The organism is Aeromonas sp. FDAARGOS 1414 (assembly GCF_019047065.1).
GTDB lineage: Bacteria > Pseudomonadota > Gammaproteobacteria > Enterobacterales > Aeromonadaceae > Aeromonas > Aeromonas veronii_A.
The window spans coordinates 2,974,117-2,998,591 of record NZ_CP077210.1 but is presented as its reverse complement, the minus strand read 5'-3'; the positions used below and the strand labels follow the sequence as shown (position 1 = coordinate 2,998,591).

Here is a 24,475-nt window from a genome sequence, read left to right as displayed (position 1 = left end):
ATTACTCGAAGCAAATTTCGATAGTGGCGCGACCGAAATCGGATTCGAACGGCATCATTATCTTGGTGCCATCGGCCCTGTGGGTGATGGTGTGGTTGGGGCCGGAGACGATGATGGGGGTCGCCATGTCAAACTCGTAGCCCTTCTCGCCCAGCATCCGCTTGGCTCCGCCGGTCACCATGTTGGTGATTTCACCGACCATGTCGGTCACCTCTTCATTGATGGAGGCGGGAGCTTCCCCCAGCATGCGACGCATGATCTCCAGCGCCAGCCCCTTCTCGAAGCTGATGGAGAGGGAGCCGCGGGTCTGCGGGCCGACCATGCCGATCAGACCGGAGACGTCGCCGCGCGCCAGCTCATCCATCTTGCGTTTCGGTTTGCCCGGTTTTAGTTCCAGCTGTGCCATGGTCGAGAGCACATTGAGCAGAGATAGCAGGAACGGATTTACAAAATCAGCCTTCATGATGACTTCCTACAGTGGGCGTACAGCGAGCACATTGGCCATGTGCCTCTATTGTCTTATTGGTAATCGTAAAGCCATGCAAGTGGGCCTGCTCGGAAAACGCGCTATCTATTGCACTATCGTGAAGTTCGACCACATCCCCGCACTCGTCGCAGATCAGCAGCTGCATCGGGTGAGCGTGATCGAAGTGGCAGCAGAAGATAAACGCGTTGAGCGATTCCACTTTGTGAGCAAAGCCCTGTTCGAGCAAAAAATCGAGTGCCCGATAGACGGTTGGCGGCTTGGCATTGGCTTCGGTTTGTTGCAGCTGGGCCAACAAATCATAGGCGCTGATGGCGTTGCCGTGTGCCGCCAGCAGGCGAAATACCTGACGTCGGGTCGGGGTGAAGCGGATCCCTCGCTGTATACAGAGTCGCTCGGCTCGTTGTAAAAGTTGGTCTTGATTCATGATCGCGCAGATACCCTTTCTATTAGCCGGATACTATCACAGGGCCTCGCATGGCGCGGCGACAAAATTCATTTTCTGGGGCTGCTTCACGTTGTGATAAAATCCGCCCCTTTCTTTAGCCAACCCGGATGATTTTTATGCAGGCGCAGCGTTTTTCCATCGCCCCCATGCTGGACTGGACTGATCGGCATTGCCGTTACTTTCATCGACTGATGAGCCGCCAGACCTTGCTCTATACCGAAATGGTGACCACCGGCGCCATCATCCACGGCAAGGGGGATTATCTGGGTTACAGCGAGCAGGAGCACCCCATCTCCCTGCAGCTGGGGGGCAGCAATCCGGCCGATCTGGCGCGCTGTGCCAAGCTGGCCGAGGAGCGCGGCTATGACGAGGTGAACATCAACGTCGGCTGCCCCTCCGATCGGGTGCAAAACGGTCGCTTTGGCGCCTGCCTGATGGGCGAACCAGCGCTGGTGGCGGACTGCGTCAAGGCAATGCGCGATGTGGTCGATATTCCGGTGACGGTGAAGACCCGTATCGGCATCGACGATCAGGACTCCTACGAATTTCTGCAGACCTTTATCGAACAGGTGCGCGATGCCGGTTGCGATACCTTTATCGTCCATGCCCGCAAGGCGTGGCTGAGCGGCCTGAGCCCCAAGGAGAACCGCGAGATCCCGCCCCTCGATTATCCCCGCGTCTATCGGGTCAAGCAGGATTACCCGGAGCTGACCATCGCCCTCAACGGCGGCGTCACCTCCATGGAGCAGACTCTGGAGCACCTGCAACACGTCGATGGCGTCATGATGGGGCGTGAAGCCTATCAGAACCCCTACATTCTGGCGCAGGTGGACAATCTGGTGTTCGGTCAGAACAACGCCGTGCCGAGCCGCCACGAGGTGGTGCGGATGATGCTGCCCTATATCGAGCAGGAGCTGGCCAAGGGCAACTACCTTTCCCACATGACTCGCCACATTTTGGGGCTGTTCCAGAATATGCAGGGAGCCCGCGCCTGGCGCCGTCACCTGAGCGAGAACGCCTGCAAGCCGGGCGCCGGTATTCAGGTGGTGCTGGATGCCATGGCCAAGGTGCCGGAGTTTGCCAGCAGCGAGACGGCCGAATAAGCCGCTTTGTCAGGGCAAGAACCACAAAAAGCGCGTCAATCGACGCGCTTTTGGTTTTTCTGGTCAGGGTCACCCTGATGTGTTGTCAGAAGCCGTACTGTAGTCGTGTATCTCTCCGGGGCGCGGAGTAAAACGTGGATCGCCATCTTTGTATTCACGAACAAGCTGCATGGTCTTGCAGAAGCTGGCCTGCTTGTCGTACTCCTGCCGGGCAAGATCGATGGCCCGCTCGGCCCGGCGCCGCTCCATCTTGTCAGACTTGCGATCACTGAACTGTTGCTGCTGATGCAGCATCCAGCCGACAAACTCTTGCTGGCATTGGGATTCGCTATTGGCCTGTGCAGGCAGGGTCCACAACAACGAGAGCAGTATCAGGTAGCGCATGACTGAGTGGGGATTGAAGATTAATTGAACAGAAGGGGCGGCATTTTAGGCTGGAAATCGGGGTGTGAACAGTATCAATAGCGAGGCCCTGCGGGGCCTCGCATCGTTGTGGCCGGTCTCAGTGTCTGACGAGGTAGAGTTGGCGGCTGTAGGCCACATCTTCCGGGTTGTTGATGGGGTAGCCCTTGAGCCATGGCTTGATGAGGCGGGCATTGGTGTACTGGTAGATGGGGGCGATGGGGGCCTGATCCAGCAGGATCGCTTCCGCCTCGCCAAACAGCTTGCTGCGGCTGGCGGCATCCTGAGTGCTGGCCGCCTCTACCAGCAGCTGGTCATAACGGGCATTGGCAAAGCCTGCCATATTGCCGCTGTGACGGGTGCCCCACAGGCCGAGGAACGCTGACGGGTCGTTGTAGTCAGCGACCCAGGAGGAGCGGATCACCTCGAACTGACCGCTCTGGCGGCTGTCGAGATAGGTTTTCCACTCCTGATTGGTCAGCTCGACCTCGGCGCCCAGCTTCTGCTTCCACATGCTGGCAATCGCCAGTGCCATCTTCTTGTGAATTTCCGCGGTGTTGTAGAGCAGGGTCAGCTTGAGCGGCTTGTCCGGGCCGTAACCGGCCGCCTTGAGCAGGGCCTTGGCCTTGCTGTCCAGCTCCGGCTGGCTGCTGGTGGAGAGCAGGTTGGCGGCCGGGGTAAAGCTGGCGGTCACATCCGGAGTGAAGTGATAAGCCGGTTTCTCGCCGGTACCGAGCACCTTGTCGGCGATCAGTGCGCGGTCGATGGTGTAGGAGAGCGCCTTGCGCACCCGCACATCGTTCAGTGGTGCCTGACGGGTATTGAAGGCGTAGTAGTAGGTGCCGAGCTGATCCGGGGTATAGACCTCATTCGGGATCTGCTGCTTCAGCTTGTCGTACTGCTCCTTGGGGAAGGATTCGGTGATATGCAGATCGCCAGCCAGGTAGCGGTTGGTCGCCGCGCTCTCCTGATTGATCGGCATGAAGATCACCTTGGTCAATACGGTATGGGCCCGATCCCAGTAATAAGGGTTGGGGGTCAGCTCCAGCTTCTCGTTAACCACCCGATGGTTCAGCACAAAGGCACCATTGCCCACCAGTTTGCCGGGTTGGGTCCACAGGTTGCCGTACTGCTCGATGCTGGCCTGATGGAGCGGCGACAGGCTGGGGTGGCTCAGCAGGTTCAGGAAGTAGGGCACCGGCTGGGAGAGGGTCACCTGCAGGGTGTGATCATCGAGGGCCTTGACCCCCAGCTCGCTGGCAGGCAATTTGCCAGCGACTATCTCGTCCACCTTGTCGAAACGGGCCAGCTGGGCAAACCAGGCGAAGGTGGCCGCCTCTTTCGGGTCGACCAGCTTGCGCCAGCCGTAGACGAAGTCGCCGGCCTTGACCGGATCGCCGTTGGACCAGCGCGCATCCGGGCGCAGATGGAAGGTAAAGAACTGGTTGCCCTTGTTCTCCCAGCTGGCCGCCACCCCGGCAACCGGTTTGCCATCCGGCCCCTGGGTCAGCAGCCCTTCGAACAGATCCCGCAGTACCTGCAACTCCGGCAGGCCGACCAGCTTGAGCGGGCTCAGGCTCGCAGGTTCATCCTTGAGGTGGCGAACGACAATCTGCTCGGCGGCGAGTTGTGTTCCGGCGGGAATATCGGCAGCCTGGACAGCAGCACAGCCCAGCAGGGCCAGCAAGGGGGTCCATCCTTTCATGGGTCGGATCCTTCAAATAGTGTGAAGCGGGGAGAAAACTCGGCGAGAAAATATCGCCGACAGATGGGAAATCATGATATCCCGTTTGCTGGTCTGACCGCCAGCATTCGACTCTCACTCCCAATCGGGGTAGAAGAGCGTTCCCGGCGTCTGTGCAGTTCAATGTGGTGAGGAGTGTCAAACGATGAAAGCATGGTTATTGCTGGCCTGTGTGTTGAGCCAGGGTGCCTGGGCGTTGGCCCCGTGCCAGAGCGACACGGCGGTGGGCAACTGGTGCGAGATCGGCATCGATGCCTTGCACCCGACTCAGGGGGGCGTCGGCCAGATCCAGGTTGATGAGACCCAGGCCACATTGGCGGGCATGAGCGCAAAGCAGCTCGACAAGTTGATGAAAAAGAAAGAGATCCCCGTGGTGATTGCACCGGATGGCAGCTACTGGCTGGTGGACAGACACCATCTCACCAAGGCGTTGTGGCAGCAGGGCGTCAAGGATGCGCGGGTCAAGGTGATTGGCCGTCTGCAGGACAAAGCCAACTTCTGGAGCCAGATGCAGAACAACCACTGGGCCTGGCTCAAGGATGAGAAGGGGCAGCCGCTGACCCCGGAGCAGTTGCCGACCAGTATCGACAAGCTGCCTGATTACCCCTATCGCACCCTGGCCGGACTGCTGCAGGATGCGGGCTACTTTCGCAAGGACAAACAGGTCTATTTCGTCGAGTTTGCCTGGGCCAGCTGGCTCGGCAAGCAGATGCAGTGGATGCCTGTCGATAACTCCAATCTGACCGCCCGCCTGCAACAGGCCAAACGGCTCGCCTGCGGCAGCGATGCCAGTGACTTGCCCGGTTATCCCGGCAAGCAGTGCAGCCTCAACCAGTCCAAAAGCGCGCAGTGAGTGGATGTGCGATGACGGCATCCAGAGCATGCCGGAGATAAAAGAGGGCGACCCCAGGGTCGCCCTTATGCTGTCAGCTACTGGTTAGCGGTGGTCACTCATGGCGCACCGCCCAGTGGGCAGCCGCCTGTTCAAGCAGGGCGACGTCACCTTGCTGGATCAGCGCTAGCAGATCGTTGACCTGTTGATCCCGCCAATCCCACCAAGCGAGGGCCTGTAGCCGGGCAATTTCCTCCTCGCCAAAGCGCATTCGCACCACCCTGGCCGGGGTGCCCGCCACCATGGCATAGGGTGGTACATCCTGATTGACCAGCGAACGGGCGGCGATGATGGCGCCGTCGCCGATGGTGACGCCGGGCATGATCATCGCCTCCATGCCGATCCAGACATCGTTGCCGATGCGGGTATCGCCAGCGGGGCGGTAGCTGCGCTTGAGCGCCGCCAGATCGGCGAACGGATAGGTGCTGATGAAGGCCGTGTTGTGGGTGTGGTTGCCGCCCATGATGATCTTTACCCCAGCGGCAATTTGCACATAGTCGCCGATATGGAGCCGGTCGATATGCCAGAGCGGCTCCCAGCCGGTTTCCGGGCTGCGGCTGAAGGGATCGCCATGGAGGTAGCGCACCGCCACCTCTTCGAAGGGGCCATCCCAGGCACCCGAGTAGTAGCTGTGCTGCCCTTTGAGGCAGATATTGGGGTTGGTCACCGTCAGGTGCAGGTATTCGACCTGCGACCAGTGTTGGCAGGTGTTCATGCTGGTACTCCTTTGCTGAATGGATCGGATGGGTTGCGTTCGCTTGAGCGCAGCTAATAGATCCAGACCAGCATGCGGGGCACGCAGAGCAGGGAGCAGCCCAGCATCTGCGGGAGGCGAGGTCGCATTGTGGTGTGCTCCAAAGAAGAGGGAAGGGCGCGATCATAAGGTCGGGCGCCGGGTTTGCCAAGGTTGCGCAGAGATCCTGCACTAACCATCTGGTTGATATTTATTCTCAATTAGCCATGATAACACTCCCACCATGACGGACTCGGGAGAGCGAGATGACACCGCAAAGTTGGCAACGATACATGCTGGAGGCGGAGCGTGCCTGGCAGGCCGGTTCGCTGGGGGCGGCGATCTGCTTTTATCAGCAGGCGCTGGGGGATGTTTACGAGATGACCCAGGTCGAGCTGCCCGAACTGGCCACCATGCGGGTCGCCACCTGTCATCGGCTGGCCGACTTCTGGCGGGCGATGGATGAGCCGACTTACGAGTTGCGCTACCTGAAGCTCGCCTCCGAGCTGGTGACGGCGCTGGTGCCACAATGCCCCAACCGGGAGTGCGAGGCACTGATCAGCGAGCTGGGTTGCTGCCGTGGGGCCCTGCTCGCCTTTCTCAAGCGCCACCCCAATCCGGAAATTGCCCGGCTGATCCAGCTGCAGGACAAGGTGCAGGGCTGCGAGCTGATCGGCCGTTTTCGACTCAACTGACTGGCGTTGAGCGGCAGCTCAGCTCCGCCGTTTGAGTTTCTGGGCGATCCGTTGTTGCGCTTCTTCCCCTTGCAGTGCCTGGGCGAAGGCGCGCGCCTCCAGATCGATGACAAAGTGCACCGCCTGTTTGAGCTCCTGTTTCAGCAGCGCCTTGCTCTTTTGCAGCGCTCTGGGCGGTTTGGCCGCCAGCTTCAGCCCCTGCTCGCGGGCAAAGGAGAGCACTCCATCGGCCGCCACCACCTTGTTGGCCAGCCCGAGCCGCAGCGCCTCCTCGGCATCAATCGCCTCGGCCAGCAGCAACAGCTCTGCCGCCTTGAGGTGTCCCACCAGACGCGGCAGCAGCAGGCTGGAGGCGAACTCCGGCACCAGCCCCAACTCGACGAAAGGAAGCTGCAAGCGGGCATTATCCGCCAGATAGACCAGATCGCAGTGCAGCAAAATGGTGGTGCCAATCCCCACCGCCGGGCCTGCAACAGCGGCGATCACGGGTTTGGGGAAATCGGCCAGGGTGTGGAGGAACTGCAGGATGGGGTCGTCGGGCTCCAGCGAGCTCTTGCCCATAAAGTCGGCCAGATCATTGCCCGCAGTAAAGCAATCCTGCTGCCCCTGCAACAGCAGGACATGCACCTCCTCATCGGCTGCCGCCTCTCGCAGCGCAGCCACCAGTTGTTGATACAGCTCGGTATTGAGGGCGTTGCGCTTGTCGGGGCGGTTGAGGGTCAGGGTGAGCAAGCCATCCTGCTGCTCGGCAATGAGAATGGGGGCCATGTCTAAATCCTTGTTATTGAAAGGTGCAAAAAAGGTTTCCGCTGGGGTAACCTTGGCGCCGTTTAACAACATCATAAAAGGATTTCAACCATGTTTAAACGTGCGTTTTATTCTCTGCTGGTTCTGGGTATGACGGCGCCTGCACTAGCCAAGGTCGAGGCTGTCGACGGTTATGTGCGCCTGTTGCCGCCGGGCTCCCCCAACACTGCCGCCTTTATGGTGCTGAAGAATGACGCCGACCAGCCGGTCAAGCTGGTGGCGGCGGCTTCTGCTGCGGCGGGGCGTGCCGAGCTGCACACTCACCTGCACGAAAATGGCGTGATGAAGATGCGTCAGGTCGAGAATATCGAGATCCCGGCCAAGGGCGAAGCGGTGCTGAAACCGGGCAGCCTGCACATCATGTTGTTCGAGGTGGGCACGCTCTCCGAGCAGACCCCTTTCCCGCTCACCCTCACCATGGACGATGGTCAGAAGCTGGATCTGTCACTGCCGGTGAAGCCGATTGAGCCGATGGCAGAGATGAAGCATATGAAGCACTGACATTTGTCGTCGTTTGTTCAGGATTGACGCTGGGTATTTTGGCTGCACCGAGTAAAATAGTGCTCTTTTCCATGTATGCAAGAGGAAGTGACGTAATGAAAAAGACGCTGATTGCCGGTTTTGTGCTGGCTCTGTGCAGCCAGAGTGCCATGGCCGCTGACGACTGGCGTTTTGCCGCCGGTGCCGACGTATGGGCCGCCAAGGGCAGTGGTCAGGCTTATGGCACCAGTGCTGATGGCAGCTATGACGACAGCTACAACTGGAACGGCTATCTGCAACTGGAACACGGCATCATCTTCCTGCCGAACGCCAAGTTTGAAGTCTCCGATTTCAGCACCTCCGGCGGCAACTTCAAGAACGATCTGACTGCCTACGATCTGAGCCTCTACTACCGTCTGTTCAACAACGATCTGTTCAAGATCGATCTGGGTATGACCGGCCGTCACTACGATGGTGAGCAGGTCTACTTCGGTCGCAAGGGTTATGACGAAGATACCCTGATGGCCTATGCCGGCAGCGAAGTGAAGATCCCGGGCACCGGCATCGCCTTCTTCGGCGATCTGCGTACTCACGATGCGGACAACTATGACTACCGTCTGGGTGGTTCCTACAAGTTCTCCTCCATGCCGATCAAGCTGCGTGCCGGCTGGCGTGAAGCCAAGGTCGACTTCGCCAATATCGACCAGTCTGTTGATGGCTGGTTCATGGGCGGCGAATTCACTTTCTAATCTGACCGTCGACTGACGACGAGGAGCGATAATGGGCCACATCATAGTGACAGGTGCCGGTTCCGGTCTCGGCCGGGCGCTGACTATCGGACTGGTTGAGCGGGGCCATCAGGTCTCCATGATGGGGCGCCGTTATCAGCGACTGCAGGAGCAGGAGCAACTGCTCGGCAGCGCGGTGATCGGCATCGCCGCCGATCTGGCGCACCATGAAGAGGTTGACGTCGCCTTCGCTGCTGCGGTGGAGTGGGGCGGCCTGCCCGATATGGTGATCCACTGCGCCGGGGTGGGCGAGTTTGGCCCGGTCGGTGTCTACACCGCCGAGCAGATCCGCCGGGTGGTGGAGAGCAATCTCATCTCCACCATTCTGGTGGCCCAGCAGACGGTGCGGCTTATCGGTGAGAAAGGCGGAGTGCTGGCCAATGTGCTCTCCTCCGCCGCTCAGGTGGGTAAGGCCAACGAGAGCCTCTACTGCGCCTCCAAATGGGGGATGCGCGGCTTTCTCGAATCCTTGCGCGCCGAGCTGAAAGGCTCGCCACTGCGGCTGGTCAATCTCTATCCGAGCGGGATCCGCAGCGAATTCTGGGCCAACTCGGATCACGTGGACCCGAGTGGCTTCATGACCCCGGAAGATGCGGCGGCCTATATGCTCGACGCGCTGGAAGCCAGAAGCAGTTGCCACGTGACCGATCTCTTTATCGGTCGTAATCCCTGAGGCGAAAACCGCCATCCGGTTGCCGTCGTCAGAACATACAGAAACAAAAAGCGCGCCAAACGGCGCGCTTTTCTATTCAGGTAAGAGGGCGGAATTAACGGCCCAGCTTGGCCTTGAGCATGGCGATGATGTCGCTGATGGCCACTTCCTGCTTCTCGCCGGTGCGGCGGCACTTGTACTCCACCACGCCGTTGTCCAGACCGCGATCGCCGATGACGATGGCGTGCGGGATGCCCAGCAGCTCCATGTCGGCGAACATCACGCCCGGGCGCTCTTTACGGTCGTCGAACAGCACGTCCACACCAGCGGCTTTCAGCTCGGCGTAGAACTGTTGCGCCTGCTCGGCCACGCGCTCGGACTTGTGCATGTTCATCGGCACGATGGCCACTTCGAACGGGGCGATGGCGTCCGGCCAGATGATGCCGTACTGGTCGTTGTTCTGCTCGATGGCTGCGGCCACCAGACGGGAAACCCCGATACCGTAGCAACCCATCTCCATGGTGACGGACTTGCCAGCTTCGTTCAGCACGCTCGCCTTCATCGCTTCGGAGTACTTGGTACCCAGCTGGAAGATGTGGCCCACTTCGATGCCGCGCTTGAGCAGCAGCTTGCCCTGGCCGCACGGGCTCGGGTCGCCTTCCACCACGTTGCGCAGGTCGGCAACTTCGTAGGTAGCGATGTCGCGATCCCAGTTGGCACCGGTCAGGTGGAAGCCGGTCTCGTTGGCGCCGCAGACGAAGTCCGCCAGATGGGCGGCGCTGCGATCGACGATGATGCGACCGGCAAAGCCGACCGGGCCAATGGAACCTGCATCGCAACCGGCGGCAGCTTTGATCTGCTCGTCGTTGGCGAAGGTCAGCGGGTTGGCAACGCCAGCCAGTTTCTCAGCCTTGATTTCGTTCAGCTCGTGGTCGCCACGCAGCACCAGCGCGATGACGGCCTGCTTGCCGTGCTCATCTTCCTCTGCCAGTACCAGCAGGGTCTTGGCGATGGCGGTCGGTGCCACGCTCAGGAAAGCGGCCACTTCGTCGATGGTGTGGACGTTCGGGGTGGCAACCTTGGTCAGGGCTGCGGTGGCGGCAGCGCGCTCACCAGCCGGTGCCAGCGCTTCGGCCATCTCGATGTTGGCGGCGTAATCGGAGCTGTCGGAGAAGGCGATCAAGTCTTCACCGCTCTCGGCCAGCACCTGGAATTCGTGGGAACCGGTACCACCGATGGAGCCGGTATCGGCCTGCACTGGACGGAAGTTCAGACCCATGCGGGTGAACGCCTTGCAGTAGGCTGCGTGCATCTTCTCGTAGGTATCGACCAGAGATTCCTTGTCGATGTGGAAGGAGTAGGCATCCTTCATCAGGAATTCGCGGCCACGCATCACGCCGAAACGGGGACGCACTTCGTCGCGGAACTTGGTCTGGATCTGGTAGAGGTTGAGCGGCAGCTGCTTGTAGCTGTTCACTTCGTAACGCACCAGCGCAGTGATCACCTCTTCGTGGGTCGGGCCCAGCACGAAGGGACGGTTGTGACGGTCGGTCAGACGGCACAGCTCGGGACCGTAGTCATCCCAGCGGCCGGACTCCTGCCACAGCTCGGCGGGTTGTACCACCGGCATGGAGACTTCGACGGCACCAGCATTGTTCATCTCTTCGCGAACAATGTTCTCGATTTTCTTCAGTACCCGCAGACCGGTTGGCAACCAGGCATACATGCCGGAGGCCAGTTTACGGATCATCCCGGCGCGCAGCATCAGCTGGTGGCTGACAACTTCAGCGTCGGAGGGGGTTTCCTTGAGAGTGGAAAGCAGATATTGGCTGGTACGCATCGCGGTAGACCTTAGCTAGAACGGGCGCGGGGCCCAGGATAATTTCAAGGGCGGAATTTTAACAGGCTGGGCGTTATGGCCCAAGGGCTAAATTTGCCGCAACCCGAAAGGTGGCAACGCCCGGCAGATGGTCAGGGCAATGACCATTGCAACAAGCAGGCTTTTTATGCCTGCAATTTGGCCGGATCTCCGCTAAACTCTGCCACCTTTTCTCGATGGGCATGGCTCTGCCGCGTTCATCACCCCCCATTTTTAGTACTTTTGGAGCCGCTCATGCCGTTAGTGGGACATCAACACCAGATCGAGATCCTGGAACTGACCGACAAAGGAGATGGCAAAGGACGCCTGTTCGATCGCCCCCTGTTTGTCGAAGGTCTGCTGCCCGGTGAGCAGGCGCTGGTGGAGCTGACCGAGGTCAAGCCGAACTATCTGCACGGCAAGGTTGCCGAGCTGCTCCAGCCTTCTGCCGATCGGGTTGCCGATTTCTGCCCCAACACCGAGTGTGGTGGCTGTCAGGTACGTCCGCTGGCCTATCCGGCCCAGCTCAAGCTCAAGCAGGCACTGGTGCAGAGCGCACTGGAGCAGGTCGGGCTGGGTGACACCCCGGTCAAGGATATCCTTGGCATGGAGAGCCCGTTCGCCTATCGCAACAAGGCGCAATATGCGGTGCGTGGCTGTGACGCCGGTGCCGAGATTGGTTTTTATCGCAAGTACTCCCACGATCTCATCACCGCCGATGACTGTGCGGTGCAGGATCCGTTGCATGTCGAGCTCAACGCCCGGGTGCGCAACTGGATGCGCGCGCATGACATCGCCGCCTATGACGAAGTAAACCACAGCGGCTGCGTGCGCAACCTGATGACCCGCAAGGGCTTCAAGAGCGGCGAACTGATGGTGGTGCTGGTCACTTTGGGCGAGGAGTTACCGTTCGAAGCCGAGCTGCTGGCAGCCCTGAGCGATCTGCCGGTCACTACCCTGGTGCAGAACATCAACGATGAGCGCACCAACCGCATTCTGGGCGCCACCAACCGGGTGCTGTTGGGCGAAGGGGTGATCCGCGACAAGATCCACGAACTCGAGTTCGAGATCTCGCCGCTCTCCTTCTTCCAGAACAACCCGACCCAGACCGATGTGCTCTACTCCAGCGCCCTCGAGTATGCCGAGCTGACCGGCAACGAGACGGTGTTCGACATCTATTGTGGTATCGGCACCATCTCCCTGTTCCTGGCTGGCAAGGCCGCCAAGGTAGTCGGGATCGAGTCGGTGGAGAGCGCCATCAGCGATGCCCGCCGCAACGCCGCCCTCAACGGCATCGAGCACACCGAATTCCACGTCGGCAAGGCCGAGCAGCTGATGCCCGAGCTGCACGCCCAAGGTGTGACCGCTGATGTGGTGGTAATGGATCCGCCCCGCAAAGGCTGTGACAAGGCGGTGCTGCAGACCCTGGTCGCTATGGCGCCCCGTCGTCTGGTCTATGTCTCCTGCAACCCGCAGACCCTGGCCCGCGACCTTGCCTGGCTGGTCAAGCAGGGCTTCGTGCTGGACGAGGTGCAGCCGGTCGATATGTTCCCGCACTCCATGCATGTGGAAGCGGTTGCCCGCCTGAGCTTGCCCGCCAAGGCATAAGTCGCCCCCGACTCTTGCCCACAAAAAAACGACGCCAGCTGGCGTCGTTTTTTTATCTCTGCAATCGGCGGATGGCCGATTAGCTGGCGCTCTGGCGCACTTCGGCGGCGATTTGGTCGAGCAGCTGTTGCCAGCCCTGACCCAGCTCGTTCACCAGCGCGTTATAGCCATCGGCCGGCAGTACCCGCTCCTGACGGAAGGGAGCATCGCGCAGCACGGTGCCATCTTCCGCCAGCAGGCGCCAGCGACCGCTCAGCACGGCGCTGCCGTCATGACGGCCCTGAAAGCGCTCCACCAGAATGGTCAGCACCGGCCCCTTGCGGGCGCCATCCTGCCGCACCACCCAGCCCGGCAGGCGGGTGGAGAGGCCATTGAGGGTGAGCTGGTTGAGCTGATCGTCCAGCGCACCAGCCCAGCGATGGTACTCGGTGAAGTGGAGCTCTTGTCCTTCCAGCTGATAGACCAGACTGATCCGGTCGAGCTGGCTGGCCAGCGCCACCGGGCGCAGCACCAGCTGGTGCTGCGGTTGGGCCGGGGCCGTCACGGGTTGCTGACTATCGGCATCGAGCGAGTAGTAGTGCAGGCTTGGTTGGCTGCTGCAACCCGCCAGCAGGCCCAGCAGGGCCAGCGTCAGGATCTCTTTTTTCATTGTTTGCCTCGCTTGGGCTCAGGGTCCGATGGATGCGCGCGATCGAAGATCAGCGAGCTGGGCTGCTCGTTGAGGGAGTGCACCAGCGGCTGCAGTTCGCGCATCAACTGATTGAGGGTCTGCACCGACTGGCGCAGGTCCTGATTGGTCTGCGACTGGGCATCATAGGCCTGCAGGGTCTCCTGCAACTGCTTGAGGCTCTCGTTGAGCGAGGCGGGCAGCTGCTGGGTGGAATCCTTGGCGGTGAGCTTGTTCAGGTTGGCGCTGACTGCACTGATGTTCTTCAGGGTGCCATCCAGGGTGGTGAGTGACCCGTTGACCTTGGTCAGGGTGGTTGCCATGTCCATGTCGACAAACTTGTCGAGGATGAGGTTCACCTTGCGCTCGATCTGATCCAGCCCGCCCTGCACGGTGGGGAAGACCTGATAACCGGCCAGCTTGGCCTGTTCGAAACGTGGCGCGTCCGGATAGAAGTTGAGGTCGATGATCTTGCCGCCAGTCAGCAGGCTCGAGGTCTTGAGGCTGGCACGCAACCCCTCCTTGAACTGCTTGCCGAACAGGGCACGCCACTGATCCTTCTCCGCCTTGGCATAGCGGTGGGAGAGGCGCTGCACCTCGATGCGAGCCAGCACCGGGATCTGGCGGCTCTTGAAGATTTGCACGCCCTTGTCCTCGATGAGGTAGGGGGCGGAGATGACGGTACCGACCCGAATGCCGCGATACTGCACCGCCGCGCCCGGGTGCAGGCCACCCACGTTGTCATCGAACAGGAAGACGTAGTCGATGAACTGATCCAGACTACCGGCCAGCACGCTCGCCTCATCCTGGAACAGGGTGAACCCTTCCATCTGTTTGACCGGCTCGCCAGGTGCCCAGCCGGGTGGCAGACCCATGGTAATGCCGCCATCGATTAGGCTCTCCAGCGAATCCATCTTCACCTTCATCCCCTCGCTGCTCATGGAGACTTCGAAGCCCGGGGTCATCCAGAAGCGGGAGTTGCTGCTCACCAGAATGTCATAGGGGGCGTGGATGAAGATTTGATACTGCATCTCGCTCTTCTCGGGCAGGAACTTCGCCTCTTCCACCTGACCTATGGTGAAGCCCTGATAGTTGATGGGGGAGCCTTCTCCCAGCGCGCGGGTGTCGCGACTGCTGAGGGTGAGACGCAGCCCCTTGGCATCGAGGGAGGCGAGTGGCGGTTTGTCGAGCATGGCGTATTCGTCCCGTGCCCGACCTTTCTTGCCGGGGGCGAGCTCGATATAGGCGCCGGAGAGCAGGGTGCTCAGACCCGATACCCCTTCACGGCCCACTCTGGGCTTGACCACCCAGAACTGGCTGTCACCGCGCAGCATGCCGGAGGCGGCATTGGTCAGCCGTCCTTTCAGCACGGCATGGCTATAGTCATCACTCAGCTCGACGACCTCGATGCGACCGACGTCCACTTCGCGGGAACGGATCACCGTCTTGCCAGCGACTATGCCCTCGGCAGTGGCGACTGTCAGGGTGAAACTGGGGCCCTGGGAGTACCAGTGCTGGAACAGCATCCAGAGACCGATGAACAGCGCCAGCAGGGGCACCATCCAGATTGCGGCGGCAGAGCTCAGAAAGTCAGAGCCCGGTTTCCACCTTTTTTTACGCTCACTCACGTTCGCGTTCTCCTTGTTGTAAATCCCAGATCAGGCGGGAGTCGAAACTCATGGCGGCGACCATGGTGATCAGCACCACACCTGCAAATGCGACGGCCGCAGGGCCGGGATAGATGGTCATCAGATTGTCGAGCCGGATCAGGCCCGCCAGAATGGCCACCACGAAGACGTCGATCATCGACCAGCGTCCGACAAATTCGGTCATGCGATAGAGTTTTAGCTTGCCGAGGGGGGAGGTGACATTGCCGCGCTGCACCATATAGCAAAGCCAGAATAGCGCCAGTATTTTCACCAGCGGCACCACCACGCTGGCGAAAAAGATCACCGCCGCTATGGGGTAGGAGCCCATGGCCCAGAGCAGCACCACACCGCCGAGGATGGTGGAGGGGCTGTCATCACCGAGAAACACCGTATCCATGATGGGATAGACGTTGGCCGGAATGTAGAGAATGGCGGAGGTAAACAGCAGCGCCCAGGTACGGTTCAGGCCGCCCGGCTTGCGGGCATGCAGCTTGCCGCCGCAGCGGGAGCAGCTATGGCAGCCCACCTCGCTCAGGGCGCCACAGATATGGCAGCCCACCAGACCTGATTCCAGCGCGCCCGCTTCCGGGTCGATCTCCCGCGCCTCGGTCGGGCCGAACAGCCGCTGCCACAGCCACATCTGATCCAGCGAGGAGATCATCTTGATGAGCAGCACCGTGTAGCCGACGAAAGCCCAGAATGACAGCCCCATCTTGATGTCGGCCATCCCCATCAGCTTGACCAGCGAGATGAGCACCCCCACCAGAAAGACATCCACCATCAGCCAGGGTTTGATCCGGCAGAGCAGACGGCCGAGGGAGCGCAGGGCATTGCTGTGCAGATCTTTATCGATCCGCCACAGCACCAGCATGATGGAGCCCATATAAACCAGTGGCAGGCCGATCAGGGTCAGGCTCAGTACCGCGCCGAGAAACAGATAGCCCTCATCCACCAGGGTGGTGATGCTCTGCAAAAAGGTCATCTCCTGGCCCACCCCTTTGGCCGAGAAGGACATAAAGGTAAAGGCATTGGCGAGCACGAACATGATAAGTGCCGCGAACCCGTAGGAGATCGGCCGCAACTCCTGCTGTGGCAGGTGGCGACTCAGGGTGTGTCCGCAACGGGGGCAGCAGCTGGCCTGTCCCACCTCGAGCGGTGTGGCCGGTATCAGCAGGTCACACTCTTCGCAGGCAGTGGCATCATGGACATAGGTGGTGTGGTGTTGGTGTGAAACCGGATGCAAGATAAAACCCCAGATAAGGCCCGTGGTAGAGCCAGAGCTGGCGATTATCGCAGTTGTGCTGGTCAGCGACCAGCCCCCGGAGGCCGCTATTGCTGGCGGGAGTGAGAATGACTTTGACAAGCCAGTGCCCATTTAGCACAATCAAACGCCACTTTTTTTCCGCGGGACAATAATTTATGACAACTGAATCCCCCAGCTACTCCACGATTGAGCAAGCCTTCTCCCTCGGGAACGGGCAAGATTCTGCCCTCAACTGGTTGCGCAAGAACCGCAGTCAGGTCGCTATTTTTCTGGTGAGCGGCATCAAGCTGGAAGGCACCATCAGCGGGTTCGACCAGTACAGCGTGCTGCTGACCGATGCTCATGGTAACCAGCAGCTGGTCTACAAGGCCAAGATCTCCACCATCGCCATGCACACCGGCCGTCCGCAGGTGAACATCCAGCGTGCTCGCAAGCCGCGTGTCTCCATGGCGCCGCGCCCCCACGGTGCGCCGGGTCGTTATGACGACAATCAGGGCGGCGGCAACAACGAGTAATCGTCTGCCCCGCACGCCCCGTTGACGCGCCCTGCGTCAGCGGCTGACGGAACCTGCTCTCATTTTTCATTCATGTCCCGTATGAGAGCCGGTTCCGGTTATCGCCCCTTGCAGGGCGATATTTTTTTCCGCACTACGCGGTTATGCCAACCGGTTGACCCTCTTTGACCATGCAGGTCTGCATACCCGCCGCCTCTCCGGCCTGTACCCCGATACCGGTATCTTCAAACACCAGACAGCCTGATGGCGCGACCCCCAGCTTGCTGGCGACCAGCAGGAAGGTGTCCGGATTGGGCTTGTGCAGCTCCACATCGTCTGCGGTGACCACCACGGAGAAATAGCGATCCAGCCCGGTGTTGCGCAGCACCGCTTCGGCGTTGACGCGGGGCGAGCCGGTGCCAATCCCCATCGGGATGACGCCATGATAGCGCTCGACCAGCGCCTGCATGGCCGGAAAGACGGTCGCCTTGTGCAGGTTGGCCACATAGTGGGCGGTCTTGCAGCGGGTGACTTCGAGCGGATCGAGAGGGATCTGCTGCTCCTGTGCGACCAGCAGGGCTATCTTGCGGCTCGGCATGCCACCCAGTTCATAGAACCAGTCGGCATCGAAGCGAAAGCCAAACTCACGGGCGGTATGTTCCCAGGCGGCGAGGTGCAGCGGCATGGAGTCGACCAGGGTGCCATCAAGGTCAAAGACCAGGCCTTGGAATCCGGAAAGAGTCATGGTGCGGGGTCTGTCTCTGAAAAAAGGGAGCCCATTCTAGCCAGTGGCTCCCCGCCTCGCCATCACCTAGCAGGTGAGAAACGCTTGCCCCCACATTTGCGCCTGAAAATAGACGGGGGTGAGTCTGGTCGGGTCGAGCTGGTATTTCGGTGCCAGCTGCTCCAGCAGGGCCCAGTTGCCCTGTTCGTAGGTCCTGACCAGCTGGAACAGGTGGAACAGCGGCCCTTCGTGCCGCTCGATGGCTCGTTTTACGTTGTTGGGCAGGTGGGCCTTCAGCGACTCCGATAGCAGGGAACCATCGAGTACCAGCCCTACCAGAAAAGCCCAGCTTGCTTCGCGTTTGTCTAGGGCGGTGAGGGCGATAAGTTCACAGAAGCGACCGCGAGCGATGGCCATCCGGGTAGAGGCCTCCGGCATATGCTGGCTTACCCGGGCCAGACCGTTGATCAGCACAAACTTGCGGATCTCCTGCTCTCCCAGATAGGAGAGGGCGCGGGAAACCGAGGTGATGGGGGCGGCATGATCGAAGCCGGGGGCGTTGACATAGGTGAGTAGCTGGCCCGGGAGCAAGGCATCCTGCTCCAGCAGGCGGGCCACCTGGGCAAAGGAGAACTCCTCGTGGCAGATGAGCTGGAGGATCTGCTGCACAAGTGCCATGTCGGGCTGGGTGGCACGCTGATTGACCAGCTCGGGGCGGGCGAGAAAACCACCGGCAAAGAAGTCGACTCCGGCCTCTCGCAGCGGGAGAAAGTCTTCCCAGGTTTCGATATCGAGGGCCATCCGCTTGTGTTCGGTGGGCTGGCAGATCCCCTCTTCGCCCATCCAGAATACCAGCAGACGGCTGGCACCGAGCCAGCGTGGCTCACGGCTGACCCCGTGTACGGCAAGCCGGCGTCGACTGTCTCGCCACTGTTCCAGCACCGGAAAGGAAGCTGGTAGCCGTTCGCTGGAGGCTTCGACCAGCGGGATCGCATCCTGATCAAACAGCAGGGGACGCTGTTCATCGAGCTGTTCGTGGGTGAAGGGCACCAGATATTGGCGCCCTTGTGCCAGCAGGCGGCAATGTTGTGCCAGCGAGGGCCACTCGTCCGGTGAGCCGAGCAGATAATCGATGCCGTAGGCCACCAGGGCCAGGCGGCGATTGAAGATGGGATAACGACGCAACAGCATGGGATCACCGATAGGCCAGAGTGCGCGCCCGTCCTTGAGACTTGGCGTGGTAGAGCGCCTGATCGGCCTGTTCGGTCAGACTCTGCCATGCCTCGTTCAGGGAGGGAACCAGATAGCTAAAGCCTATGCTAACCGTAATGAAATCAGCAACCCGCGAGGCGGGATGGGGCAGTTTTAATCGGGTTAGGCCATCATGGATCCTCTCGGCCAGTTGTTCGGCCTCACCGGGTTGGGGGGCGCAGAGCAGGATGACGAACTCTTCTCCGCCATAACGAGCCACCAGATTGGTAGAGCGTCGCTCGGCCTCCCGCAGTACTCGGGCTACCTGCTGCAGGCACTCATCCCCCTTGGTATGACCGAAGTGATCGTTATAGGCCTTGAAGTCGTCGACATCGATCATCAATACCGCCAGCGGATTTTGGGTGCGCCGTGCCCACTCCCATTCCCGTTGCATGGTGATGTCCCACTGGCGCCGATTGGCGATACCAGTCAGAGGATCTTCCAGCGAGAGCAGGGAGAGGCGGTGATTGGCCTCCTCCAGCGCCCGATTGGTTTCGGCCAGTTGTATCGTGCGTTCGGCAACCCGCTCCTCCAGCTGGCGGTTGAGGGTTTCCAACTGCTCCTGGGTGCGCTGGCGGATCAGTAACTGTGACAGGATGGCGGCGTACTGTTTGAAAATCTCGCTCTGATAAGCCTTGAGTGGTCGGTGACAGAGCAGGTTGTCGGCGGCGATCCAGCCGATGGGAGTGGTGCCATCCCACAGCGAGACCATGGCGTTCCAGCCACGACCTACCTGCTGTTTCTCGTAGTAGAGGGGGGTATCTTCCAGCACCAGTACGTAGTCCTTGCGCCTGAGCGCCTCCTGCACCGTGGGGTGCTCCGGAATGGGGCTGACAAAGTCATGTTCGTCTACCAGCTCTCCCTCTTCGCTGGTGCCCCAGGTGCCGCGCATGGTCTTGCCATCGGGTTCGATCAGGAAGATGGCGACCCGATCGAACTGCAGTTCCTTGCGGGCCAGAAGCACGGCGTCCCGCAGCAGATCGTTCTCGCTGTGGCTGCGGGAGAGGGTGACGCTGACCATGTGCAGCGCCTGCAACATGGTGAGAAAAGAGCCCTGCAGCGCCTGACTCTGCACCAGATCGGTCTGGGTATGGAGCCGCTGATCCCGCTCCTGATTGACCTGGCTGGATAGCAGGTGGTTGCTCAATTCGGCGGTCAGATAGTGGATCTGCAGCTGGATCCCCTGACGCTGGCGTGCAGAGAGGCGGTCGATACGGCGGTGGGTCTCCAGATAGATGACCCCTTCCAGGTTCATATGGCGTTTGAGGGGGAAGCAGGCGCGTAGTCGTTGCTGGGCTGGTTCGACATTCTCACCAGAGTCCGGCGGCTGGTAGATCTGCTCGATCACCAGTTGCCCCTTGTCCATCGCCTTGTCGAGCAGATGGTGGGGCAGGGTCAGTTGACCGAGATGGGCGAGATCAAGCGTAGTCAGCCCCTTATCGAGCTGAAAGCTGTAGAGCTGCGGTTCGGGGGCTTTCAGCCAGAGGTAGAGGCGTTCGGCATCGGTTTTTTCACGGATGGTGGCGAGGCTCACTTCGCATAACTGAGCGAAGTTGGTGAAGTGTTCCGGGTCCCATTCCTGCATACCAGCATCCCTTGGATTGTACCCAAGCGAGTATAAACATATTTCTCTTTGATTAATATGTCAGAAAGGAGAGGTGTCGCACATATTGGTTGCATTCCACGTTATGCGTGGAAACATTCACTGCTTTTACTGCCAACTGTGGCGAAAACTGTGCGTAGTGGCGCCACTTGTGGCAGCGTGTATGGCAGATGCGGGGCAAAAAAGAGCCCGCGCAATGGCGGGCTCTCGGGCAGATGAGATGACTCTGTGCGGCTTACTCAGCCTTGGGGGCTACGTCCGCAGGAGTGCTCTCGGCGACCGGGGCTTCCGGTGCCGGACCCGGTACCAGATCTACCGCCGGCTTGGCGATAAGGGAACGGGTCTCTTCCACCGCTTCGGTCAGCTTCACCTCGATGAGCTGGCCGAGCTCGTAGACCACCTCGGTCTTGTCCAGATAGACGCGACCATTGTCCCAGTTGCACTCCAGGCGATCCTTGTTGTCGAGGATATGACGGGCAGGCATGAAGACCACGGCGCCATTCTCCTGCAGACGCAGCTTGAGGCCAGCACGCATCACGTCGATGATCTCGGCGTTGAACACCTTGTCGGTGCCTGCATCGGCCTTCAGGTAGCGGACATAGAGCCAGTCACCGATGTCACGCTCCACCATGCGGTGCAGGCGGCGGCAGGCGGTCAGGTGCTCGGTGAGCTCGGTGCTCGGGCGCTCACCCGGGGTCTTGCCGGCGATGACGGCTTTGAGCAGACGATGGTTGACCATATCGCCGTATTTGCGGATCGGGGAGGTCCAAGTGGCGTAAGCATCCAGACCCAGACCGTAATGGGCGCCCGGTTCGGAGGACATCAGCGCATAGCTCTGGAAGCGGCGGATCTTGCCATCCAGCCAGCGGGTGTCGAGGTTGTCGATCCAGCGGCGCAGGGCGCAGAAGCCGGAGAGGCTGGCGATCTCGTCGCGCTCGAACGGGGCTTCGGCGCTTTTCAGCAGGTCGATGGCGCCGTCGAGGGACTCTTCGTCAAAGCCGGTGTGAACGTTGAAGATGCCGTAACCGACGCTCTTGCCCAGCACGCGACCGGCGCAGATGTTGGCGGCGATCATCGACTCTTCCACCATGCGGTTGGCGATGCGGCGCGGCTCGACGTGGATAGCCAGCACTTCGCCATTCTCGCCCAGCTCGAAGTCGTAGTCGGGACGATCCGGGAATACCAGCGCATGCTCGGTGCGCCACGCGATGCGTGCTTCGGTCATCGCCTTCATCAGCGGCAGCTGGGCCAGCACACCTGCGTCGATAGCCAGCTCTTTGCCATGCTCAGCCCAGTCGGAGACGTCGTCATAGTTGAGACGGGCGTGGGAGCAGATGCGGGCGGCGAAGAACTCGGTCTCCTCCAGCAGCAGACCATCTTCGGCGATCAGCAGACGGGCGCACAGGGTGTTGCGCTCCTCGCCCTCTTTCAGGGAGCAGAGCTCGTCGGAGAGGGTGCGTGGGATCATCGGCACGTTGCGGCCCGGCATGTAGACGGTAAAGGCGCGCTGGGCGGCCTCTTTGTCCAGCTCGCTCCCTTCGGCCACATAGGCAGTCGGGTCAGCGATGGCGACCAGCAGCTCCCAGCCGTTGTCCAGCTTGGTGATGGCCAGCGCATCGTCCATATCCTTGGTCTTGGCACCGTCGATGGTGAAGAAGGGGACTGCGGTCAGATCGCGACGGGGCAGCTCTTCCTCTTCGATCACCTTCCACTCCGGCAAGTCAGCCGGCTCGACCTGGGCCAGATTGTGGCGCGCCAGCACCACCCACCAGGGCACATTGTGATCTTCTTGGGCGGCGATCTTCTGGATAATCTCGGCAGAGAAGTTGCCGTCGACCAGCGCATGGCGCTTGAGGGTCGCCACCACCCAGTCACCTTCCTTGAACTCTTTCTCATCCAGACCCTTCTTGACGCGGGCCTTGATGGCATCCTTGATCAGCGGATGGTCGGCAACCACGTTGAGGCGGTCACGGAACATCTTGACCCGGGCCACGAAACGGGTGACGGACTGCTCCAGCAGGGTATCCGGCTCGGCCACTTCCTTCTCTTTTTCGGTGCGGATCAGGGCGGTCACCCGGTCACCGTGCATCACCTTCTTCATGTAGGGAGGCGGCACGAAATAGCTGGTCTTCTCATCGACTTCCAGAAAGCCGAAGCCCCGGTCCGAGGCGCGGATCACACCCTCTTTCTTCGGGATGTTTTCGCGGATTTGTTGCTTGAGCTGGGCCAGCAGCGGATTGTCTTGGAACATAAATGGGGAACCTGAGTGGAGACCTGATGAAGAAACGCCCAGCACTATACGTTTTTAGCCCTGCAAAGCCAAGGTGAATGGCCTGATCAGCGTGGTTTCAGAGAGCTGCGGGCATAGTCGATGAGCCGTAAAGAGAGCTGTTTGTGTACCCCTTTTTCCAGTACCCAACGGTGCCAGTAGAGTCGCTCCGTCAGGATGCGCTCTGGGCTGAGGTTGACCAGTGAGCCACTCTCCAGTTGTCTCCTGATCTGTAATTCCGGGATAAGACAGTAGGCCACTCCCTGTTCGGCCATGGCGACAAAGGCCTCCGACGAATGAACCGTATGGCAGGGGTAGCCGCCAGGCTCCAGCCCGAACTGCTCCCTCATAAAGCTTACATGCATGTCATCTCGCTGATCGAACGCTACTGCCGGTGCCTTGGCCAGTGCTTCCCGGGTCAGACCGCGAGGAAAATGGCGAGCCACAAAGGCCGGGCTGGCGGTGAGCAGATAGTTCATCTCACCCAGCTCGTCGACACAGCAACCAGCCAGCGGTTGGGGGCTCAGGCTGACCGCGCCGAAGGCCTGTCCCTCGCGCACCTTGTCGAGGGTGCGGCACTCGTCATCCACCAGCAGGTTGAGTTCGATGGGATGCTGCTCAAGCAAGGGAGTAATCGAGGGCAGAAACCAGGTGGCCAGGCTGTCGGCATTGACGGCGATACTGATCCGGATGGGTGCTTGTGGTGTGGCGGGAGCCAGCTCACCAGCCAGTTCCAGCTCTAGCTGGTGGACCTGACGATAGTGTGCCAGCAGCTTCTGGCCGAGCGGGGTCGCCTGCAACGGCTGGCTGCGGATGAGCAGCGGCTCGGCAAACTGTTGCTCCAGTAGTTTGATCCGCTGGGAGATGGCGGACTGGGTCATGTGCAGTGATTTGGCGGCCCGCTCGAAGTTCTGCTCCTGCAATACCGCATCCAGTGCCCGCAGCAGTTTGTAGTCCAGCTCTTTCATCTTCCCTCCCTTGCGTTGCTTCTGGGCTGACTCTACGTCACTCGGCAGGGGACAACAATGGGTGGTGACAGGGCCGTTACGCTGTGATTTCTGACAGTAGTGATCAGGTTGTTGAGGGAGGATACTGCCCGCTGACCCATGGGTTAGCCTGCGGGCTCATAGCGATCTGTTTATCCCGGGTCTGTTTTCCCGGGATTTTTTATGGCTGCGTTGCCAGCGCCGGTGATGGTTGCTGCAGTAGATAGTGGCTGGTTTGATAGTGGCCCAGCAGAGGTTTGCCAACGGCACGGGCGAAGCGTTCATCCAGATGGAAGCGGATCCCCACCCCGCGCACGGCCCCCAGATCCACCGCCTGGCGATGGCCGAGGCGCTCGATGGGCAGGCCGAGGCGGCGGAAGATGCGCTCTACCGGCAGGCTGACGACAGCGACCAGCTCACGGATCCCGTGAGCATGGGCGAAGGCATAGACTTCGCGAAAGATGACGCAGGTGAGCTCGCTGACGCCATTGACCATCCGCGGAGCACGGCTGGCATCGATGGCAAGACGGGTCAGTTCCCAGACATCGGGGGTACGCGGTGCACTTTCACCGGCAAGGGCAGTGGGGAAGATGGTGGGCAGCATATAGGCATCGGCACAGTTGAGCAGGCGAATACAGCCGCATAGCCCTTGCTTATCCTCGATCAGCACCCAATGGGTGTCTGGCGTATCAAAACTGTCACGCTCAAGTCCCCGATGGGACTCTACATCCCAGCCGAGCCGGTCGGAAAAGACGCGATTTCGAAAGCGATAGAGTTCATCCTCTACCTCATTTCGTGGATGCTCTCTCAATTTTCCTTTGAAAACCAACATTATGGGCCCTCTGTCTTGCTATTCGCCGTTATAATCACATGT

At 60.3% G+C, this 24,475-nt stretch carries 24 protein-coding genes; 8 read left to right on the top strand and 16 right to left on the bottom strand.

The genetic code is table 11. From position 1 onward, the window contains the following. Position 1 precedes the first annotated feature (1 nt). Both I6L44_RS13415 and zur read right to left on the bottom strand, forming a co-directional pair. Positions 2–463, bottom strand: a complete 462-nt coding sequence (locus tag I6L44_RS13415) for a chemotaxis protein CheX (RefSeq protein WP_005343179.1) — start codon at positions 461–463, stop codon at positions 2–4. Then, the gene (zur, locus tag I6L44_RS13410) at positions 453–911 is read right to left on the bottom strand and encodes a zinc uptake transcriptional repressor Zur (protein WP_160882369.1); all 459 of its coding nucleotides are present in this window, start codon (positions 909–911) and stop codon (positions 453–455) included. Before zur ends, I6L44_RS13415 begins: the two co-directional genes overlap by 11 nt. 137 nt (positions 912–1,048) lie before the next feature. Between zur and dusA the strand changes: the two genes are divergently transcribed. Beyond that, complete coding sequence (gene dusA / locus I6L44_RS13405) at positions 1,049–2,035, top strand: tRNA dihydrouridine(20/20a) synthase DusA (protein ID WP_216952078.1); 987 nt, start codon at positions 1,049–1,051, stop codon at positions 2,033–2,035. Positions 2,036–2,104: 69 nt separating this feature from the next. On the opposite strand, the gene I6L44_RS13400 is transcribed toward dusA, so the two are convergent. Both I6L44_RS13400 and I6L44_RS13395 read right to left on the bottom strand, forming a co-directional pair. Further along, the gene (locus tag I6L44_RS13400; RefSeq protein ID WP_216952077.1) at positions 2,105–2,419 is read right to left on the bottom strand and encodes a hypothetical protein; all 315 of its coding nucleotides are present in this window, start codon (positions 2,417–2,419) and stop codon (positions 2,105–2,107) included. 118 nt (positions 2,420–2,537) lie between these two features. Then, a complete protein-coding gene (locus I6L44_RS13395; protein ID WP_216952076.1) occupies positions 2,538–4,142 on the bottom strand; it encodes an ABC transporter substrate-binding protein in 1,605 nt (534 codons plus the stop codon). 184 nt (positions 4,143–4,326) lie between these two features. Here I6L44_RS13395 and I6L44_RS13390 point away from each other — a divergent pair, with 184 nt between their 5' ends. Continuing rightward, positions 4,327–5,034 (top strand): ParB-like protein, encoded by a 708-nt coding sequence (locus tag I6L44_RS13390; RefSeq protein WP_216952075.1) that lies wholly within the window; start codon positions 4,327–4,329, stop codon positions 5,032–5,034. 94 nt (positions 5,035–5,128) lie between these two features. Here the strand turns inward: I6L44_RS13390 and I6L44_RS13385 are convergent, their stop codons facing one another. Beyond that, entirely contained in the window at positions 5,129–5,788 is a 660-nt protein-coding gene (locus tag I6L44_RS13385) for a CatB-related O-acetyltransferase (RefSeq protein WP_157161483.1), read from the bottom strand. 284 nt (positions 5,789–6,072) lie between these two features. Between I6L44_RS13385 and I6L44_RS13380 the strand changes: the two genes are divergently transcribed. Beyond that, positions 6,073–6,501, top strand: coding sequence for a DUF2753 family protein (locus I6L44_RS13380; RefSeq protein WP_216952074.1), 429 nt, complete (start codon positions 6,073–6,075; stop codon positions 6,499–6,501). Between the two features lie 18 nt (positions 6,502–6,519). Here the strand turns inward: I6L44_RS13380 and I6L44_RS13375 are convergent, their stop codons facing one another. After that, positions 6,520–7,269, bottom strand: coding sequence for an enoyl-CoA hydratase-related protein (locus I6L44_RS13375; RefSeq protein ID WP_157161485.1), 750 nt, complete (start codon positions 7,267–7,269; stop codon positions 6,520–6,522). A 90-nt stretch (positions 7,270–7,359) separates the two neighbouring features. On the opposite strand from I6L44_RS13375, the gene I6L44_RS13370 reads away from it, so the two are divergent. The 3 genes from I6L44_RS13370 to I6L44_RS13360 all read left to right on the top strand — a co-directional run bounded on the left by I6L44_RS13370 (position 7,360) and on the right by I6L44_RS13360 (position 9,249). After that, entirely contained in the window at positions 7,360–7,809 is a 450-nt protein-coding gene (locus I6L44_RS13370; RefSeq protein WP_005335782.1) for a copper chaperone PCu(A)C, read from the top strand. 95 nt (positions 7,810–7,904) lie between these two features. Then, entirely contained in the window at positions 7,905–8,537 is a 633-nt protein-coding gene (locus I6L44_RS13365; RefSeq protein ID WP_005354809.1) for a TIGR04219 family outer membrane beta-barrel protein, read from the top strand. 31 nt (positions 8,538–8,568) lie between these two features. Beyond that, positions 8,569–9,249, top strand: coding sequence for an SDR family oxidoreductase (locus tag I6L44_RS13360; protein WP_201994735.1), 681 nt, complete (start codon positions 8,569–8,571; stop codon positions 9,247–9,249). Between the two features lie 94 nt (positions 9,250–9,343). Here the strand turns inward: I6L44_RS13360 and I6L44_RS13355 are convergent, their stop codons facing one another. Next, positions 9,344–11,068: a proline--tRNA ligase gene (locus I6L44_RS13355; RefSeq protein ID WP_216952073.1), complete on the bottom strand. Its 1,725-nt coding sequence runs from the start codon at positions 11,066–11,068 to the stop codon at positions 9,344–9,346. Positions 11,069–11,341: 273 nt separating this feature from the next. On the opposite strand from I6L44_RS13355, the gene rlmD reads away from it, so the two are divergent. Next, positions 11,342–12,694 (top strand): 23S rRNA (uracil(1939)-C(5))-methyltransferase RlmD, encoded by a 1,353-nt coding sequence (rlmD, locus tag I6L44_RS13350; RefSeq protein WP_216952072.1) that lies wholly within the window; start codon positions 11,342–11,344, stop codon positions 12,692–12,694. A gap of 79 nt (positions 12,695–12,773) precedes the next feature. On the opposite strand, the gene I6L44_RS13345 is transcribed toward rlmD, so the two are convergent. From I6L44_RS13345 to I6L44_RS13335, 3 genes are read right to left on the bottom strand one after another with little or no spacing between them, the layout of a single operon-like run. Continuing rightward, positions 12,774–13,343 (bottom strand): membrane integrity-associated transporter subunit PqiC, encoded by a 570-nt coding sequence (locus I6L44_RS13345; protein ID WP_042656389.1) that lies wholly within the window; start codon positions 13,341–13,343, stop codon positions 12,774–12,776. After that, the gene (gene pqiB, locus I6L44_RS13340) at positions 13,340–14,989 is read right to left on the bottom strand and encodes an intermembrane transport protein PqiB (RefSeq protein WP_216952071.1); all 1,650 of its coding nucleotides are present in this window, start codon (positions 14,987–14,989) and stop codon (positions 13,340–13,342) included. Before pqiB ends, I6L44_RS13345 begins: the two co-directional genes overlap by 4 nt. Continuing rightward, positions 14,982–16,253, bottom strand: a complete 1,272-nt coding sequence (locus I6L44_RS13335; RefSeq protein WP_204481315.1) for a paraquat-inducible protein A — start codon at positions 16,251–16,253, stop codon at positions 14,982–14,984. Before I6L44_RS13335 ends, pqiB begins: the two co-directional genes overlap by 8 nt. A gap of 176 nt (positions 16,254–16,429) precedes the next feature. Between I6L44_RS13335 and hfq the strand changes: the two genes are divergently transcribed. After that, positions 16,430–16,789 carry an RNA chaperone Hfq gene (gene hfq / locus I6L44_RS13330; RefSeq protein WP_005335772.1) on the top strand — a complete coding sequence of 120 codons (360 nt, stop codon included), beginning with the start codon at positions 16,430–16,432 and terminating at the stop codon, positions 16,787–16,789. A 133-nt stretch (positions 16,790–16,922) separates the two neighbouring features. Here the strand turns inward: hfq and I6L44_RS13325 are convergent, their stop codons facing one another. The 6 genes from I6L44_RS13325 to I6L44_RS13300 all read right to left on the bottom strand — a co-directional run bounded on the left by I6L44_RS13325 (position 16,923) and on the right by I6L44_RS13300 (position 24,433). Further along, positions 16,923–17,513 carry an HAD family phosphatase gene (locus I6L44_RS13325; protein ID WP_216952070.1) on the bottom strand — a complete coding sequence of 197 codons (591 nt, stop codon included), beginning with the start codon at positions 17,511–17,513 and terminating at the stop codon, positions 16,923–16,925. Between the two features lie 66 nt (positions 17,514–17,579). Continuing rightward, a complete protein-coding gene (locus I6L44_RS13320) occupies positions 17,580–18,683 on the bottom strand; it encodes an EAL and HDOD domain-containing protein (RefSeq protein WP_216952069.1) in 1,104 nt (367 codons plus the stop codon). Positions 18,684–18,687: 4 nt separating this feature from the next. Beyond that, positions 18,688–20,328 (bottom strand): diguanylate cyclase, encoded by a 1,641-nt coding sequence (locus I6L44_RS13315; protein ID WP_216952068.1) that lies wholly within the window; start codon positions 20,326–20,328, stop codon positions 18,688–18,690. Between the two features lie 253 nt (positions 20,329–20,581). After that, a complete protein-coding gene (locus tag I6L44_RS13310; RefSeq protein ID WP_216952067.1) occupies positions 20,582–22,597 on the bottom strand; it encodes an exoribonuclease II in 2,016 nt (671 codons plus the stop codon). An 86-nt stretch (positions 22,598–22,683) separates the two neighbouring features. After that, a complete protein-coding gene (locus I6L44_RS13305; RefSeq protein ID WP_216952066.1) occupies positions 22,684–23,583 on the bottom strand; it encodes a LysR family transcriptional regulator ArgP in 900 nt (299 codons plus the stop codon). 199 nt (positions 23,584–23,782) lie between these two features. Further along, positions 23,783–24,433, bottom strand: a complete 651-nt coding sequence (locus I6L44_RS13300; protein WP_216952065.1) for an acyl-homoserine-lactone synthase — start codon at positions 24,431–24,433, stop codon at positions 23,783–23,785. Between the last annotated feature and the right edge of the window lie 42 nt (positions 24,434–24,475).